The sequence below is a fragment of the Fischerella muscicola PCC 7414 genome (genome assembly GCF_000317205.1).
Classification (GTDB): domain Bacteria; phylum Cyanobacteriota; class Cyanobacteriia; order Cyanobacteriales; family Nostocaceae; genus Fischerella; species Fischerella muscicola.
This window is the reverse complement of sequence record NZ_AJLK01000113.1, coordinates 20,945-37,726: the sequence shown is the minus strand read 5'-3', so window position 1 is coordinate 37,726 and position 16,782 is coordinate 20,945. Positions and strand designations below refer to the sequence as shown.

Below are 16,782 nucleotides of genomic sequence, written 5' to 3'. Positions count from 1 at the left end.
CTGGCGCGTCACGTTGCTTTCGCGAGTAGCCCCAATTGTCCGTATTACTGTAGCATAATTATCTTGGTAACTTTCCTTAGCACGAGCTACAGTGGGGAAAAGTTGAGCTAAATCCAGTGTATGGTTAATTGCTGTGATTTTTTATGTAAATAGGATGTAAAAAAATCAGAACTTATATAAACAACATCACACTATTTTCTGTAGGCGGAGCAGCATATTAATAGATCAATTGGGAAATTTAGGAAAAGTTAGGGCATAAAAAGCTTGATTCATTAATATCCCAAACAGTCAGATGAGATTTCAAATAGATTCTTAACAAAAACTTAAGGAGGGCCTGATGGTTACAGCCACTAGACCAGAACAACAGGTGAAAATTGGTCCAACCAAGCTGCTAATTAATAACGAGTGGGTAGAAAGCGTCAGTGGTAAAAGGTTTGAAACGATTAACCCCGCAACAGGCGAAGTCATCTGTGATGTTGCAGAAGCAGACGCCCCGGATGTAGATAAGGCTGTAGAAGCAGCAAGAGCGGCTTTTAATAGTAGAGAATGGCGCAATATGTCTGCTACCCGTCGGGGTGAATTACTCTACAAGCTGGCAGATTTAATTGAGCAAAATATTGACGAGTTGGCGCGGTTGGAAACCCTAGACAACGGTAAGCCGCTACATAGTTCTTATGGCGACTTAAAGCTAGTTATTGCTTGTTATCGCTACTATGCAGGCTGGGCTGACAAAGTACAAGGTAAAACCATCCCCATCAACGGTCCCTACTTCTGTTACACACGCCATGAACCGGTGGGTGTAGTCGGTCAAATTATTCCTTGGAACTTCCCATTATTGATGCAGGCGTGGAAGTTAAGCCCAGCTTTGGCAACGGGTAATACGGTAGTAATGAAAACTGCCGAACAAACTCCTTTGTCAGCACTGCGGGTGGGTGAGTTGATAATTGAAGCTGGTTTCCCGCCTGGTGTTGTTAATATTCTTTCTGGCTACGGCCCAACCGCCGGGGCTGCGATCGCGCGCCACATGGATATTGACAAATTGGCATTCACAGGCTCAACCGAAGTTGGACATCTGGTGATGGAAGCAGCAGCCAAAAGCAACCTCAAGCGCGTCACCCTCGAACTTGGTGGTAAGAGTCCCAACATCGTTTTTGCTGACGCTGATATGGATATGGCGATTGAAGGCGCACACCATAGTTTGTTCTTTAACCAAGGACAATGTTGCAATGCTGGTTCACGGTTATTCGTTGAAGAAAAATGCTATGACGATTTTGTCGCTAAGAGTGTAGAAAAAGCCAGACAGCGGACAGTCGGCGACCCCTTCGATCCCAATACCAAGCAAGGGCCGCAGATAGACCAAGAGCAGTTTGACAAAATCATGAGCTATATCGAGTCTGGTATGCGCGAAGGCGCGCAGATGTTATGCGGCGGTCATCGCTGGGGTGATCGCGGTTTCTTTATTGAACCAACTGTATTTGCCAATGTCAAAAATGAGATGAAGATTGCTCAAGAAGAAATCTTCGGCCCGGTGATGAGCATTATTAAATTCAAGGACATCGACGAAGTAATTCACCTTGCCAACACCACCATGTACGGACTTGCTGCTGGAGTGTGGACAAAAGATATTACCAAAGCCCATGCCATAGCCAACAACGTCCGTGCAGGTACTGTGTGGGTAAATTGCTACCACGTATTTGATGCTGCTGCCCCCTTCGGCGGCTTCAAGCAATCAGGTATGGGTCGCGAACTCGGTGAGTATTGTCTAGAACATTACACTGAAGTCAAGACAGTTACAATTAAGTTGTAAATAGTTAGTAGTTAGTGGTTAGTAGTTAGTAGTTGGGTTCACCACTAACCACTAACCACCTTTAGCAAGTTGTGCTTTCGCCTCCTGCCAAAGTGCTTCTAACTCTTCGAGAGTGTAATCAGACAGGGGGCGATCAGCTATTCCTTCTATTTTTTGGAAGCGGTGAATAAAACGTTGATTTGTTCCTTGTAAAGCTTCGCTGGGATCGAGATTATACCAACGGGCAAGCTGGAGAACAGAAAATAATAAATCCCCTAATTCAGCTTGTTGTCGTTCTGGTGTTTCGTGAGCTAAAGCTTCTTGAAACTCTCGCAATTCTTCGTGAAATTTCTCCCATACTCCATCAATATTTTCCCACTCAAATCCAATAGCAGCAGCTTTTTGAGAAATTTTCATCGTTGCCATTAATGGGGGAAGTTTGCGGGCATAACTACTGAGTTTTGTACTAAGTTTTTGATTTTCTGGAGATGGTTCGCCTTTTTCTGCTGCTTTGATTTGTTCCCAATTTTGCCGCACTTCATCGACACTCTGCACCGACACATCCCCAAAAACATGAGGATGACGCCGAATTAGTTTTTGGGAAATACCTTGTGCTACTTCTTGTAAAGAAAATTGACCATATTCCTTGGCGATTTGTGCTTGCAGAACAACTTGTAATAATAAATCTCCTAATTCTTCAGCGATCGCTTGTTTATCCCCACTGTTAATAGCATCTACTACCTCATAAGCTTCTTCAATCACATAGGGTGTCAGTGTTTGGGGAGTTTGTGCCAAATCCCACGGGCAACCAGCATCAGGCGATCGCAACTTTGCCACCACATCTATTAATTCTTGTAAGGCTGCCAAAGTCTCAGCATCAAATTGTGTTTGATTCTTATTTTGAAGATTAGACATAATTGTTAATTGGTAATTGGTAATTGGAGTAATGATTTTTTTCTATTCCCAATGCCCCATGCCCAATTCTCGCGAAATCAAAAGCCTAGATTGCAGGGGATGAGTTTAATTAACGCTTTTTGGTTTTGCTTGCTCTTTTGGTTCTAGTTCTATTCGACTGAGTGGTGGTACGTTTACGTTTCTTCATTTTCGCACGTGGTAATAAACCGCGAACACCTTGCTTTTGGAAACGCTTGTATGCAGAATTGCTCCAGTCACTGAGAGAATGGCTCATCGCACCAAGTTCTAGCCCTAAAAATAGTGCTAGTAATTCTGGAAGGTGATTAAGCGATCGCCCTAAGGTTTCACTCAAAATCTGTTTACTCCAGTTGCCGTTGCCTAGTATTTGAGCAACTACTGTACCCAGAATTATCAATATTCCCACCACGCCACTCAAATAAATCACTCGTAGTGTTGTACCGATAATTGGCCCATGAGATAAGAATGAGCGATGACGCAGGCTTTTTTGATAAGGAATCCAAATCCAACGTAACAGACCCCAACGTTGGTACTGGCGGGAATAGATATCCAAGTCTGGGCCAAACATCAGCCCCCCGAACATAAATCCACTTGCCACCGATAAAGTTAAGTTGCCACTCTTGGTTTGGACAAAAGTGGCTCCAGCAACAAACGGCAAAGCCCACAAAGTTATGCGATCGTGCGTTTGACCAGAGGGCATAGGAATTTTGGATGAGGCAAGCAAAATTTTCTCAAAAATACTATCGCGTTTTTCAATTTAGTGTGCTAACATTAATTCTTGTGAGCAAAAATGGGTGGTTAGCTCAGTTGGTAGAGCGCCTGCCTTACAAGCAGGATGTCACTGGTTCGAGTCCAGTACTACCCATATTTTCAAAACCCGTCCTAGTGACGGGTTTTGTTTTTTGCAATAATGCAACCTGCTGCTAAGTTGACGATTGAGGCGGCAAAAGATTGCATAATATCAAGTTCGGCTAATTGCTTACGATATTATGCTTCGTTGCTGGATATTGGGCGTTGGTTTTTCCCATTACCCATTACCAGCCTACGCGACAGTATAAGTATTCAAGCGAACATGATATAAGTCCTAATCTTCTAACTTCTCACCCCGAATTGAATAATCTAACAACTCCATCGGATGCATAATCGCAATATCCTTCCCTTGCAACTCCAAATGCTTCTGAATCTGCAAACTACAACCCGGATTTGGTGAAGCAATTAAATCAGCACCAGTGTTTAACAAATTCCGCACCTTTTGCCTTCCCAACTCCTCAGCTACATCCGGTTGCAGCATATTGTAAACTCCCGCGCTACCACAACATATGGCTGCATCCACAGGTTCTTTCAACTTCACCCCTGGAATTTGCTGCAACAACTGACGCGGTTGCACACTAATCTTTTGCCCATGTAGCAAATGACAAGCATCTTGATAAACCAAACTCAGAGGTTTACTAGCCAACGGCGATAACTTTGCTGTTAACCCAACCGTTGCTAAAAACTCTTGTGCATCCCTTACCTTCGCTGCAAACTGCTTCGCCTTCTCCCGATACTCTGGATCATCCTCCAAAATATGTCCGTATTCTTTCAGAGTATGACCACAACCAGCAGCATTGATAATCACATAATCCACACCAGTATTTGCAAAAGAATCAATCATCTGCCTAGCCAAAGCCTTAGCTTGTTCAGTTTGTCCTTGGTGTTCCGGCAGCGCCGCACAACAACCTTGAGACTTAGGAATTACCACCTCACAACCATTTGCCGTCAACACCCGCACCGTCGCTTCATTCACAGGCGAGAAAAATAACCGTTGCACACATCCGATAATCACCCCGACTCGATAACGCTTCTCACCCCGCGCCGAAATCACATCCGGCAAATTATCCTGAAAAGACTTCAGCGTAATCTCCGGTAAAATCGACTCCATCGCCGCTAACCGAGGCGATATATTCTTCAATAACCCAGTCGCCCGAAAAAACTTAGAAAAACCCAACCTCTGATAAACCAACAAAGGCACTAACAAAATCCGTAAAGCATCAGGATTAGGAAACAAAGAAAATATTAACTGCCTAACCAACCGATCCGCCAAACCACGCGAATAATTCCTCTCAACCTGGTGACGAGTCGCCGAAATCAACTTGTCATACTGCACTCCCGAAGGACAAGTCGTCACACACGCCAAACAACCCAAACAAGAATCAAAATGCTGCACACTCGCCGTATTCAACGCAATCTCACCCTCATTAATCGCATCCATTAAATAGATGCGTCCCCTGGGAGAATCCATCTCCTTACCAATCACCCGATAACTCGGACAAGTCGAAAGACAAAACCCACAATGCACACAAGAATCAATCAACTTCGGATCAGGCGGATTCTTCCCATCAAAGCCCTGCAAATTCTTCAAACTCGCCGTCTTCCCCTCAAAACCTTCCGAAACCTGCATATCATCCCTCTCCACTCTTCCTTGGCGTCTTGGCGGTTATATTTCCTAAATCCCATCCACAAAGCGACCAGGACTTAAAATACCCTTCTCATCAAACTGCAACTTAATCCGCCGCATCATTTCCCCAGCATTGCCAGTGTAACCCCACACATCCAACCCTTGCTTCACCGCCACTGGCGCAGTCAAAATTGTCAAAAACCCTCTATGATTTTCACAGAGCGATCGCATCTCCACCAATCCCTTCTCACCCTCAAACCGTAACACCCCCAAACCACTACCAATGTGAATCCAACCTTTTGGCGATCGTGTCAAAACTTCAACCGCCGCAGTAGGTAACACTCCTATTTTGCAAATAATTGCCGACTTATTGCCACCAGAATGGATAGATTCTCGTAATCTTTGCCATAAATCAGCTTCATCAGCCCCCGCATAAATCGCCTCTTGTAAACCCAAATTTTGCCCCACTTCCACCAACCGATTTGACTGTTCCTGCACACTCTCAGCAATACTCTGGAACCTCACAATCAACCCCATCCCCGTACCCAAACCCAACTCAGACACCAGTTGGGTTGAAATTAAATCAGCCTGAGTAGGCGTTAACGCCGAATTACGCAAAATAGCAGCAGCTTGGCGTACATCCTCCGCCCTACCCGTCAGTATCACTGTTGTAGAGATTTCTGGGATTGGGTATACACGAAACGTAACTTGACTAATCACACCTAATGTGCCGTATGAACCTGTAAACAACTTCATCAAATCGTATCCAGCGACATTTTTGACAACTCGTCCCCCAGCTTTGGCGACTTGTCCATCAGCACGGACAAAAGTAATCCCTAGTAATTGATCACGCACACTCCCATAACGCTGTCTCAAGGAACCCGTATCAGCAGTTGCAACAATTCCCCCCAAAGTAGCTGATGGTGTGACTGGATCAAGGGCAAGAAATTGGTTAGCTTTGGCCAAAATCTCTTGGAGTTTAGAAAACTTCATCCCTGCTTCTGCTGTCACCGTTAAATCACCAACAGCATGATCGATAAGTTTGTTCAGGTGTTCTGTGCTAACTACAACATCAGCCCCCTGAACTAACCCACCCCAACTAAGTTTGCTACCGCTACCATAAGGGAGAACACGCCATTGGTTGCGGTTAGCCTCCCTGATCACCTGTGCTAGCTGTTCAGTAGTTTCCGGATAGACGATACAACTAGGAGGAGTTTGAGAAGCGATCACCTGCAATATAGATTTTTGTTGAGGTGGTGTTAAATTTTCCCAAGGGTAGAAAGTATTTTCACCAACGATATATGCAAGACTAGAGGTACGGATACGCAAGGGGACTTGTTCGCTAGGCATTAGCTTTTGTCAATGTTTGTCTCTATGAAATACTGTACCTCATGAAGATAGGGATCGAGGCTCAGAGAACGAGAAGCAAACCCATAATCCATCTGTGTTCATCAATGTTCGATTTTTTCTTCCCTCGTTGTCAGCGAAAAGCCCCTAGAATTCTAATACAACACAGCATTTTTCAGAACTAAATACACAGTATATTTAATGGTGTAAAGGGATGCAGAATTAAAGTTATGAGAAGGATGACTGTTGAAGAGTTACTGAGAAGATATGCGATCGGGGAAAGAGATTTTACAGGAGTTGACATTGTTGAATTTAGAATCAGAGATTTGCTGGAAATCAATTTGAGTGGATCTGATTTTAGATATGCCAACTTACAAAAATTGGTTCGCTATACTGAAGGTATCAAGTTGAATTTGAGTTGTACAAACTTACGTGGGTTAAATTTAGAATATGCTCATTTTGAACATGCTAATTTGCAAAAAGCTGATTTGAGTTACACGGATATGTGGTGTGCTGCTCTTCATTCTGCTGATTTAAGTGGGGCTGATTTGAGTGGTGCAAAGTTGCATGAAGCTGTTTTTTATAATGTTAATTTGAGTCGAGCAAATTTGAGTGGGGCTCATTTGCTTGATACTCATTTTGATTATGCAAATCTGACTGAAGCTAATTTTAGATATGCTCGTAAAGTGAATTTTGGTAATGCTTATTTACAAGATACTATTATGCCGGATGGTAGTATTATCAATGTTTCTAGGCAAGTTTGAGGAAGCTGGTTTTTGCCAAATTTTGGGTTTAGATTATCGAACACAGATGCACACGGATGGGTTATTTGTGGGTATTGATGGGTTTGTATGTTGGTGTTGATTTGTGGCTATGCCAAATTTTGGGTTTAGATTATCTAACACAGATGCACACGGATGAACACGGATGGTTGATTCGTGGTTATTAGTTAGTAGTTAATAAGTTGATGTTTGATGATTTTCCACTAACTACTAACCGCTAACCACTAACTACTAACTACTAACTATTAGACATTCACCATCTCTCTTGTTTTTTCTGATGTGTAATTACCTAGAGGTTCTTTTCCTGTAATTAATCTTGCTCTACGATTACGAGTGAAGTAGTTCCAACCCCACTGAATCATTACTATCAGTTTGTTGTCAAATTCAATTAAGAAGTAAATATGAACTAATAACCAAAATAGCCAAGCTACAAATCCTGTAAATTTGATAAATCCTAAATCTACAACGGCTGAGTTTTGCCCAATTACTGCTAAGCTGCCTCTGTCAACATAATAAAATCGTGGCAATGATGTTTGACCTTGAAGTTTTTGTTTGATGAGTGAAGCGACGTATTCTCCTTGTTGCATTGCTACGGGTGCGACGCCAGGTAAGGGTTTACCATTTTGATGTGCAAAATGAGCTAAGTCACCAATTACAAAAATATTTGGATAGCCTTTAATACTTAAATCTGGTTCAACTATAACTCGTCCAGCGCGATCGCATTCTATTCCTGTTCTTTGCGCTAAGGCTTGACCTAGTGGTGAAGCTTTGACTCCTGCTGCCCATAATACTGTTTTGGCTGCAATTTGCGATATTTTTTCACCTTGTTTAATGGTGACAAAATCATTTTCGATGTTCGTCACTAATGTTTTTGTCTGTACTGTTACACCCAGTTTCTGAAGGGATGTTTCTGCTTGTGCTGATAATTCTGGGGCAAATGGTGGCAATATCCGATCTAAACCTTCAAGTAAAATAACTTGGGCTTCGGTTGTGTCGATGTTGCGGAAGTCTTCTTTCATTGTGTGGTACGCTAATTCTGCGATCGCACCTGCTAATTCCACACCTGTAGGACCACCACCAACAATGACAAATGTTAACCAAGCACGGCGTAGTTGCGGATCGGTTTCTTTTTCCGCAGCTTCAAATCCCATAAATATACGGTGACGCATTCCTATTGCATCTTCTACTGTTTTTAAACCAGGGGCAAATGATTCCCATTCATCCTTACCAAAGTAGGAATGTTTCGCACCTGTAGCCACAATTAATGTATCGTAAGGTATGGCTTCATCACCCATCAAAACTTTTTGTGCTTGGGGATCGATATCATTCACTTCTCCCAATAGCACTTTGGTATTCTTACTCTTGCTTAGTACTGAACGCAGTGGTGAGGAAATATCAGCAGGTGATATCGCACCTGTTGCAACCTGATATAAAAGCGGTTGAAACAGGTGAAAATTGCGTCTATCGATGAGAGTAATATTTACATTGGCATTATTCAGTGATTTCGCGGCATAAAGTCCGCCAAAACCGCCGCCAATAATCACTACCTGATGGGGTGGTTGAGTCTCTGTCGTGTTCGCCATAAGATTTGCTTCCTTTTGTTGATAGTACTGCCACTATTCTTAACAAATTTTTACAAATTTGTTCACTTGATTCTGTTTTTTAATTACATATTAAGATTTGTAAAAGTAATTAATCATACAAACCTAAAGTAGTCAAAACTACATTGTAATTTTTTCTTTAGATTGATATAACTACAAAATTACTCAGAAAAAATGGCTTTAGTGATTACTAAACTCTATTTTTGCAGGTGTTTCATAAAGTTATGGAACTTACGTAAAAACTCAGTAACTGAGTGATTATCTGCAAGATTTGTTGAATTTAAATTATAAATAACCTCTTACTCTACAAACTGCACCACACCCCACTGTCCATTTGTTAACCATTCAGAATCAGATTTCGATACTTTTTCAATTACTTCTGGCTGCAAACCTACTGCTACTTCTGATTTAAGGGTACGTAAAGCCACAATTGGCACTGGTAAATAACATACAATATCTGCAATGTTAGTGGTAAAATCCCAGTGTCTATCTCCCAATAATCTACGATAATTGGCATCACCTTTAATCAGTAATAAATCAGCATCAGCTAACTCTTGTTTGAGGGATTCGGGTATTTCCCAAAAAGCTAGAGGCGATGTCCAAAAATAATCATCACCCAGAATTAACTTACCTGACGCAATATAAGCTTGTAACCTTTCTGCAACATTTGCCACTTGTTGATGGTTAGATGCTGCTAAAAAATCGACTGTATCATACACATCTTTAATCATGGCATCAGAGACAAAAGTAGGGTGAGGTTTTAAATGCAGCTTGATTTGGTCAACGACACCACTACCTAATAAAAAATCTACTAAACACAAATCGCAAATTAACTCAAAGCCAGCATTATCAACTATAAAATCAACACGTTGACATGCACTACTAATGAATACTTCTGTAACGATGGAAGCATCATCTACTAAAATATGAGCTTTTTGATTTTCAATATCAAAATTACTGCGTTCGCTTTCAAATGCTGACCACAAACTCAAGTCTACCCGATTACCCCAAAGTGCAAAATATAATAGTGTAATCAGAAAATTTTGATTAATTTTTCCTGTATTTTTACTTTTTTCTAGCCCTTGATTCACTTGATAACACAGATTAATTATTGCATCTAGAGATGTTTTCAAACCTTGAGATTTCTGTAAATGGAATGGATCTACACCTTGCCATTCACTAGATTGAAAATAATTAGTAATATTGAGAATTAATCTATAAAAATAAGTTTCAGCAAAAAACCAAGGGATATCTATCCAACGCTGTCCTTTGTAGGGTTCTAAATATTTTTTCCAATCTCCGACATCAGTTCCAGCATCATCTGCAAAAGGTAATAAATATCCTGATGGCAATTGATTAGCTAAGTTTTCTAAACTTTTATTAATATTTAGTGAAAAATTGTTTTCCGCGATGATTCGACGAGCAATACCAGGCATCCTTTGAGTTACTGTAAACTCAGTGAAGGTTCCAACTTCTGATCCTACAAGTGATACTGGAAGTGGTAACTTAGGAATTTGCGATTTCATCACTAAAAATTTCTCTTTTTGTTAATGGTTAGTATTATTAGTTGGTGGTTGGTTGTTGTTTGTTGGTGGTCAATAGTTAATGGTCAAGGGTCAATTATCATTAGTTATTCTCCCCATCGCCCCATTGCCCCATTGCCCCTAATCCCCACTCCCTTAGGGGAGTGGGGGCCGGTGAGTTCCCCATCTCCCCATCACCCCATCACCTCACCTCCCTAGCAATGCCTGAAAACATTTTATTCAAAAAAGTTAAAAAAACTCTCAAAGAAGCAGATGCTAGTTTTGTCCGCATCCTTTGGTGTGATAACGCCAATATCATTCGTGGTAAAGCTGTGCATGTGGAGATGCTACCCCATTACTTTGAACATGGCGTGGGTATATCCGTAGGACAACAGGGTGTGCCAGTTATGTATGATGCTGTTGTTCGCAAAACTGGTTTGGGGCCAGTAGGTGAAGTTTCCTTAGTTCCCGATTGGTCTAGCTTAACTGCTTTACCGTATTCTCCGGCTCATTTTCGTGTCATGGGAAACATGAAATTAAACAATGAAGCCTGGGATTTATGTCCACGCCATTTTTTAATGCGGATGATAGAAGCGGCAAAAAGTCAAGGATTAGAAGTACAGGCTGCCTTTGAAAATGAGTTTTACCTGCTGCAACAATCAGGCGATCGCATTGTACCCGCAGACTCTACACTTTTCGCCTCTACCCAAGCAATGGATATTCATTACGAAGTCATTGATGATATTGCTGAAGCGTTGATTTCCCAAGGCATTCCTGTCGAACAATACTATCCAGAGTCTGGCCCCGGTCAACAGGAAATATCCATACGATATACTGAAGCATTGCGTGCTGCTGACTGGCAAATTGCCTATAGAGAGACGGTAAGAGCCATAGCCAGACGTCACAATCTGAAAGCTTCTTTTTTACCGAAAATCTTTCCAGAGTCAGCAGGTAGTGGTTGTCATATTCATCTGAGCCTATGGCGGGATGGGCAAAATTTGTTACCCGATACCCAAGGTGTTTGTGGTCTATCTAAGGTAGCAAGAGCTTTTATTTCTGGCATTCTGGAGCATTTGCCAGCACTGATGGCGTTGACTACTCCTAGTGTTAATTCTTACCGTCGTATTTGTCCTCATGCTTGGAGTGGTGCTTTTCGTTGTTGGGGACTAGATAATCGGGAGGCAGCGGTGAGAGTACCCAGTGCGACTGCATTCGGTATTCCCACACATTTTGAAGTCAAAACGGTAGATGCATCAGCAAATCCTTACTTGGCTTTAGGTGCAGTGATCGCAGCCGGATTAGACGGGGTGCAACGAAATTTAGAACTAGGACAACCAGTAGCTGTAGATCCTGGATACCTGCCACCAGATGATCGCCAACTACAAAAAATCGACCCTTTACCCACAACATTAGGTGAAGCGATCGCGCACCTCAAACAAGATAACGTGCTTTTAGATGCTTTAAATTCACAGCTATCAACAGCTTTTATCGCTGTACGTCAAGCCGAATGGGAAGCGATGAAAGATTGGGATTTAGAACAAGAGGTAAAAGTTTTATTAGAAAGATATTAACTAAAGTGGTTGATTGTTGGTTGTTGGTGAGACCAGCCCCCCAAAAAGGCGGTCTCCGTCACGTAGACGCGTAGACGCGAAGCGGCTTCCGCAGGTAGCGGCTTAAGGTAAGGGTAGGGGGACTGGCGAACCCGTAGACACGTAGACGCGTAGACGCGAAGCGGCTTCCGCAGGTAGCGGCTTAAGGCAGGGTAGTGGCTTCCCGTCAGGGTAGGGTGGTTGGTGGTTAGTGGTTAGTAGTTAGTGATTAGTGGTTAGTAGTTAGTAGTTTTTTTATCCTCACACTCCCCACCTCCCCACCTCCCCACCTCCCCACCTCCCCACTGCCCCTAATCCCCACGACCGACAGGGAGTGGGGGCCGGTGAGTTCCCCACCTCCCCACCTCCCCACCTCCGCTAATACTAAGCGGAAGCTTGAATTTGACCAAAGCGGCGATCGCGTTTTTGGTAACTTAATAAAGCTTGGTGGAAGGCTGTGCGGTCAAAATCGGGCCAGAAAATATCGGTAAAGTATATCTCTGTATATGCAAGTTGCCACAAGAGAAAATTACTTAACCGCATCTCTCCACTAGTGCGAATCAATAAATCTGGTTCAGGAGTATCTGTTGTGTAGAGATGTTGTGCAACTAAACTTTCATTTATTTGTTGGGGTTTAAGTTCTCCCTGTTGCACCAATTCCGCCAGTTCACGACACGCTTTGATAATTTCGTTACGACTCCCGTAATTGACTGCAACGGTAAAGTGAATTGCTTGGTTGTACAATGTCTGTGCCATTGAACGCTGCATTTCTGTTTGTAGGGACTTGGGTAGAAGTGATAAATCTCCAATGAACGAGATTCGCACTCCTTCGCGATGCATTTGTGTTAATTCGCGACGCAGTAGACGTTCAAACAAATGCAGCAAAAAATCCACCTCTTCAATGGGACGCCGCCAATTTTCTGTAGAGAAAGCATAAGCTGTCAGTGCTTTGATTCCCCAATCCTTACAGCATCGTAATAGTTCTTTGAGTGTTTTTGCTCCTTGGCGATGTCCAGCAATACGCGGTAAACCGCGACGGGTTGCCCATCGCCCGTTACCATCCATAATTACGGCTACATGTTGGGGTAAGTTTTGGGGATTTAAATCTGGGGGTAATTTGGCAAAAAGTTTAGATGTCATAAGTTTGAGATTTGATCTGAGTTGAAGCGAGGACAAAAATTCTGTTTTTTTTATCGAACACCGTGCAAGGCGATGGACACCGATGGACGCAGATGGATCATGGGTAGGCGTTTATGTCATTCCCATCAACAACCAACAATTGATTTGGTTATAATTAATTGCTTGCCAGTCAATAGGTTTCCAAGGACGCGGCTGGGGATTTTGGAATTGCAATGGTAAATCTTGCAGGCGATCGCATAATTTCTCGACCGTAAGATAGCGATTTACAAGGGATTTAATCCGGCGTTGAGTTTGAAAGTAGTGAGGCTGAGTATATAACTGACCTGCCAAATCTTCCGTAGGTGGGCTGGTGGTAATAAGCATATTTTTTTACTTATATTTTTACCTTGTTGCCCAATAGATTAAGCGACCTAACAGGGGTTTGTCTGTAGGGGAAAGTAGGGAATTTTACAGTTTACAAAAGTAGGGAAAAAAGTCGGATTTACAGAAACTTATCAGAAAATTCCAGGTCTGGAACTGTAGACTAAAATTCAGTGAACAGTAAACAGTTATCAGTGAGACTCATACCCAAATTTAGAAAGCTAATAACTGACAACTAATAAACAATGGACGCTGAAGCAGTATTAGCATGGTTAGATACCACAATTCCTGCTCAGACCGGGGAACGGTTGAGCGAACTCCAAAAAGTTATTCTTCAGCAAGTTTGGCAGGGTCGAAAATACCTAGAAATCGCTAATTACTACGGTTGTACGGAAGGACACGCTAAGGATGTAGGTTCCCAGTTATGGAAGTTGCTCTCTTTAGCATTGAAGCAGAAGATTACCAAAAGTAATTGTCGCTCTACTTTAGAACGGATTGTCAAAAAGACAAGTGCGATCGCTAATCTGCTTCATCACCCTACACTCAACCCGGAAAATGCCAATTTTATTGGCCGTACAGCAGCCATTGCTCACCTGAATAATTTAGTCGATCAAGGTATCAAAGTGATTGTGATCCAGGGTGAAGGAGGAGTGGGTAAGACGACTCTGGCTCAACAATATCTGCAAACTCAAGGTTTTGAGTTGGTTTTAGAATTGTTGATGGCGAAAGAGACTCAAAATATCACGGCAGTAGAACACGTAATTGAAGAGTGGTTAAAACAGGATTTTCAGGAAGAACCGGGAGTAGAATTTGGGGTGACGCTGGGGCGACTGAAGCGACAACTCCATAACCGTAGAATTGGAGTTTTGATTGATAATCTTGAACCCGCGCTTGATGGACAAGGACAATTGATTGCTCCCCACCGCAACTATGTAGAGTTATTACGGGTTTTAGCTGATGCGAGGGTAGAGTCTGTCACCTTAATTACTAGTCGCGATCGCCTTTGTGAACCAGGAATAAATGTGGAACATTATCGTTTACCTGGTTTAGATCAAACAGCATGGCAACAATTTTTTAGTAACCGGGGATTAGCAATTGATTTACCCACCTTAAAAACTATGCACCGTGCCTATGGGGGAAATGCCAAAGCAATGGGTATTCTCTGCGGTTCGATTCAAGCAGATTTTGACGGTGACATGGCTGTTTATTGGCACGAGAATCATGCTGATCCTCTGTCTGCAACAGACTTAAAAAATTTGGTGGTGAGTCAAATCAATCGTCTGCAAGTCCTCGATCCCCAAGCTTACCAGTTACTTTGCCGTCTGGGGTGTTATCGTTACCAAGATATACCCCAAATCCCAACACAGGGATTGTTGAGTTTATTGTGGGATGTTCCGTCTTCACAACATCGGCAAGTGATCGCTTCGTTGCGAAATCGCTCTTTGGTAGAGTGTCATCAAGGGCAATATTGGTTGCATCCGGTGATTCGTGGAGAAGCGATCGCACGTTTACGCCAGAGTGAAGAATGGGAAATTACCAACTACAAAGCCGCCGAATTTTGGACAGCTAGTGTCAAACAAATTGCCACATTTAAAGATGCGTTGCAAGCCTTAGAAGCTTATTATCATTATTTAGAAATTAACAAGTTTGAATTAGCAGGCAAAGTCATCCTTAAAAGTAGAAATAATCAATGGGGACAGTTTTTACCCCTTGGTAGTACCCTATATCGTATGGGTTGGTTACAACCTTTAATTGCTGCCATTAATCAAGTTATTCTCAATGTTATTAACTCTGACGTTAATATCAGTGAATTATATAATATTTTAGGCGATTTATACTGGATTACAGGAAAAATCCATCTGGCGATTACCTGTCAAGAAAAAACAATTAATTTAGCAAGTCAGTTACTTAAATCTCTGGTTGGCAGCTTAGACAATAAACATCAAATTTACTATTTGACAATGTTAGAGGTAGATTCCCTTTTAAGCATTGGTCTTTATAAAATAGATTTGTGGGAATTAGAAGCAGCTGTTCAGTTATTTCAACAAGTTATTGACTTAGCTCAAAATACTGCTCATCATCGCTGGGCAGAAAAAGCAATGGTGTGTTTATCTCTAGTCTATTCTTATTTAAAGCAGTATGAAGCATCTTATAGATTAGCAGATGCAATTTATCACTCTATGACTACAGAAAATTTTCTAGAACAGACAGGCAGATTTGCCTATTTTATTCAAATCCTCGGGCAAACCTACGTGAATTTAGGAGAATTTACTAAAGCCAAAGAATTATTTACCATAGCCTTGAGTTGTGCTGAAGAAAGCCATTATATGCAAGTCAAAGCCAAAACCCTCAATGGTTTAGCAGAAATCCATCGCCAGCAAACAGAATATGGATTAGCTCTTGCTAAACATTCACAAGCCATTGAGCTTTTAGAGAAGATTGGTGCTAAGTGTGATTTAGCGATCGCTTATTTGCAATTGGCTTTAACTGAGCAAAGTATGGGAAATATTCATGAAAGTAAAATGAATTTTGACAAATCTATACAACTTTTTACTGAAATGAATGCACCAAAACAAAGAGAGAAAATTCTATCAATTATCAAATTAAGATTTTCTGATTGACCAATTACCTTACCTTATATTTTGCACTGTTAACCGTTCCCTGTTCCCTTTTAAATATTCTGTAGAATACCACAAAGTCTGCATTTTCTGGCTGAAATTGCGATCGCAGCTCTTGTTTACTCTACTCAACCCACAAGCGTGGCGTTGTCGGACATGTCTTTTAAAAAACACGCTTCCACGTCCCCCAATCCTTGATGATTAACGTGAAATGGTTATAAGTGCATAAATTGATCTTGTTTACCCCTATAAGAAATATAGGTTTGTACATTTGTGATTTTGTGCAAATAGTATTATCACTTATGCACATATCATTAAGCGATTAACCAGGAAACCGCGACAAGGTAGGAATTAGCCGAGGGTTTTTCTGGAATTCTATTTTGCTCATTTGTAGTTTTGTGTAGATTTTTGTAACCATTATCGTTGATTTATCTATGCATATTAGTATCCCGGATAACCTCAAGCGACAGTTCCACTCGACTTGCGCTCTGAGGGGACTGAAGATGAGCCAAGTAGTGACAGAGCTAATTGAGCAATGGCTGAAAGTGAACGATGCTTCTACATCTGATTTTGAATCTGGTGAATTTTTGACAACAGACAAAGTAACTAAGCCGTAGTGGGGTGGTGTCAGCGATCGCTTGAAACCAGCCACAATCATTCTCAAGT

At 41.9% G+C, this 16,782-nt stretch carries 14 protein-coding genes, 1 tRNA gene and 1 pseudogene; 8 read left to right on the top strand and 8 right to left on the bottom strand.

Features of this window, described 5'->3' with window-relative positions; translation table 11 throughout:
* Positions 1–337: 337 nt before the first annotated feature.
* On the top strand, positions 338–1,807 hold the full coding sequence (locus UYI_RS0117245; protein ID WP_016867892.1) for an aldehyde dehydrogenase family protein: 1,470 nt from the start codon (positions 338–340) through the stop codon (positions 1,805–1,807).
* A 51-nt stretch (positions 1,808–1,858) separates the two neighbouring features.
* Here UYI_RS0117245 and mazG read toward each other — a convergent pair whose 3' ends face one another.
* Together mazG and UYI_RS0117235 are read right to left on the bottom strand one after the other, a co-directional pair.
* Positions 1,859–2,701: a nucleoside triphosphate pyrophosphohydrolase gene (gene mazG / locus UYI_RS0117240; RefSeq protein ID WP_016867891.1), complete on the bottom strand. Its 843-nt coding sequence runs from the start codon at positions 2,699–2,701 to the stop codon at positions 1,859–1,861.
* Positions 2,702–2,810: 109 nt separating this feature from the next.
* Positions 2,811–3,419, bottom strand: a complete 609-nt coding sequence (locus UYI_RS0117235) for a metal-binding protein (RefSeq protein WP_016867890.1) — start codon at positions 3,417–3,419, stop codon at positions 2,811–2,813.
* 92 nt (positions 3,420–3,511) lie between these two features.
* Between UYI_RS0117235 and UYI_RS0117230 the strand changes: the two genes are divergently transcribed.
* Positions 3,512–3,584 (top strand) — tRNA-Val (locus tag UYI_RS0117230).
* 219 nt (positions 3,585–3,803) lie between these two features.
* On the opposite strand, the gene UYI_RS0117225 is transcribed toward UYI_RS0117230, so the two are convergent.
* Positions 3,804–5,159, bottom strand: coding sequence for a (Fe-S)-binding protein (locus tag UYI_RS0117225; RefSeq protein WP_026086011.1), 1,356 nt, complete (start codon positions 5,157–5,159; stop codon positions 3,804–3,806).
* A 45-nt stretch (positions 5,160–5,204) separates the two neighbouring features.
* Complete coding sequence (locus UYI_RS0117220) at positions 5,205–6,506, bottom strand: FAD-binding oxidoreductase (RefSeq protein WP_016867888.1); 1,302 nt, start codon at positions 6,504–6,506, stop codon at positions 5,205–5,207.
* 236 nt (positions 6,507–6,742) lie between these two features.
* On the opposite strand from UYI_RS0117220, the gene UYI_RS0117215 reads away from it, so the two are divergent.
* Positions 6,743–7,267, top strand: coding sequence for a pentapeptide repeat-containing protein (locus tag UYI_RS0117215; RefSeq protein ID WP_016867887.1), 525 nt, complete (start codon positions 6,743–6,745; stop codon positions 7,265–7,267).
* A gap of 56 nt (positions 7,268–7,323) precedes the next feature.
* Positions 7,324–7,452, top strand: a complete 129-nt coding sequence (locus UYI_RS39745) for a hypothetical protein (protein ID WP_016867886.1) — start codon at positions 7,324–7,326, stop codon at positions 7,450–7,452.
* 78 nt (positions 7,453–7,530) lie between these two features.
* Here UYI_RS39745 and UYI_RS0117205 read toward each other — a convergent pair whose 3' ends face one another.
* Together UYI_RS0117205 and UYI_RS0117200 are read right to left on the bottom strand one after the other, a co-directional pair.
* A complete protein-coding gene (locus tag UYI_RS0117205; protein ID WP_016867885.1) occupies positions 7,531–8,868 on the bottom strand; it encodes an NAD(P)/FAD-dependent oxidoreductase in 1,338 nt (445 codons plus the stop codon).
* A gap of 317 nt (positions 8,869–9,185) precedes the next feature.
* Positions 9,186–10,412 carry a damage-control phosphatase ARMT1 family protein gene (locus tag UYI_RS0117200; protein ID WP_016867884.1) on the bottom strand — a complete coding sequence of 409 codons (1,227 nt, stop codon included), beginning with the start codon at positions 10,410–10,412 and terminating at the stop codon, positions 9,186–9,188.
* Between the two features lie 24 nt (positions 10,413–10,436).
* On the opposite strand from UYI_RS0117200, the gene UYI_RS37700 reads away from it, so the two are divergent.
* Both UYI_RS37700 and UYI_RS0117195 read left to right on the top strand, forming a co-directional pair.
* The gene (locus UYI_RS37700) at positions 10,437–10,628 is read left to right on the top strand and encodes a hypothetical protein (RefSeq protein ID WP_071588851.1); all 192 of its coding nucleotides are present in this window, start codon (positions 10,437–10,439) and stop codon (positions 10,626–10,628) included.
* 2 nt (positions 10,629–10,630) lie between these two features.
* Entirely contained in the window at positions 10,631–11,980 is a 1,350-nt protein-coding gene (locus UYI_RS0117195; RefSeq protein ID WP_016867883.1) for a glutamine synthetase family protein, read from the top strand.
* A gap of 402 nt (positions 11,981–12,382) precedes the next feature.
* Here UYI_RS0117195 and uppS read toward each other — a convergent pair whose 3' ends face one another.
* Together uppS and UYI_RS0117185 are read right to left on the bottom strand one after the other, a co-directional pair.
* Positions 12,383–13,138 carry a polyprenyl diphosphate synthase gene (gene uppS, locus UYI_RS0117190; protein ID WP_016867882.1) on the bottom strand — a complete coding sequence of 252 codons (756 nt, stop codon included), beginning with the start codon at positions 13,136–13,138 and terminating at the stop codon, positions 12,383–12,385.
* Positions 13,139–13,279: 141 nt separating this feature from the next.
* A pseudogene (locus UYI_RS0117185) lies at positions 13,280–13,501 on the bottom strand (ferritin-like domain-containing protein); the annotation flags it as partial.
* A 242-nt stretch (positions 13,502–13,743) separates the two neighbouring features.
* Between UYI_RS0117185 and UYI_RS0117180 the strand changes: the two are divergent.
* Both UYI_RS0117180 and UYI_RS34955 read left to right on the top strand, forming a co-directional pair.
* A complete protein-coding gene (locus UYI_RS0117180; protein ID WP_016867880.1) occupies positions 13,744–16,119 on the top strand; it encodes a tetratricopeptide repeat protein in 2,376 nt (791 codons plus the stop codon).
* A gap of 431 nt (positions 16,120–16,550) precedes the next feature.
* Positions 16,551–16,733, top strand: coding sequence for a hypothetical protein (locus UYI_RS34955; RefSeq protein ID WP_071588850.1), 183 nt, complete (start codon positions 16,551–16,553; stop codon positions 16,731–16,733).
* Positions 16,734–16,782 lie beyond the last annotated feature (49 nt).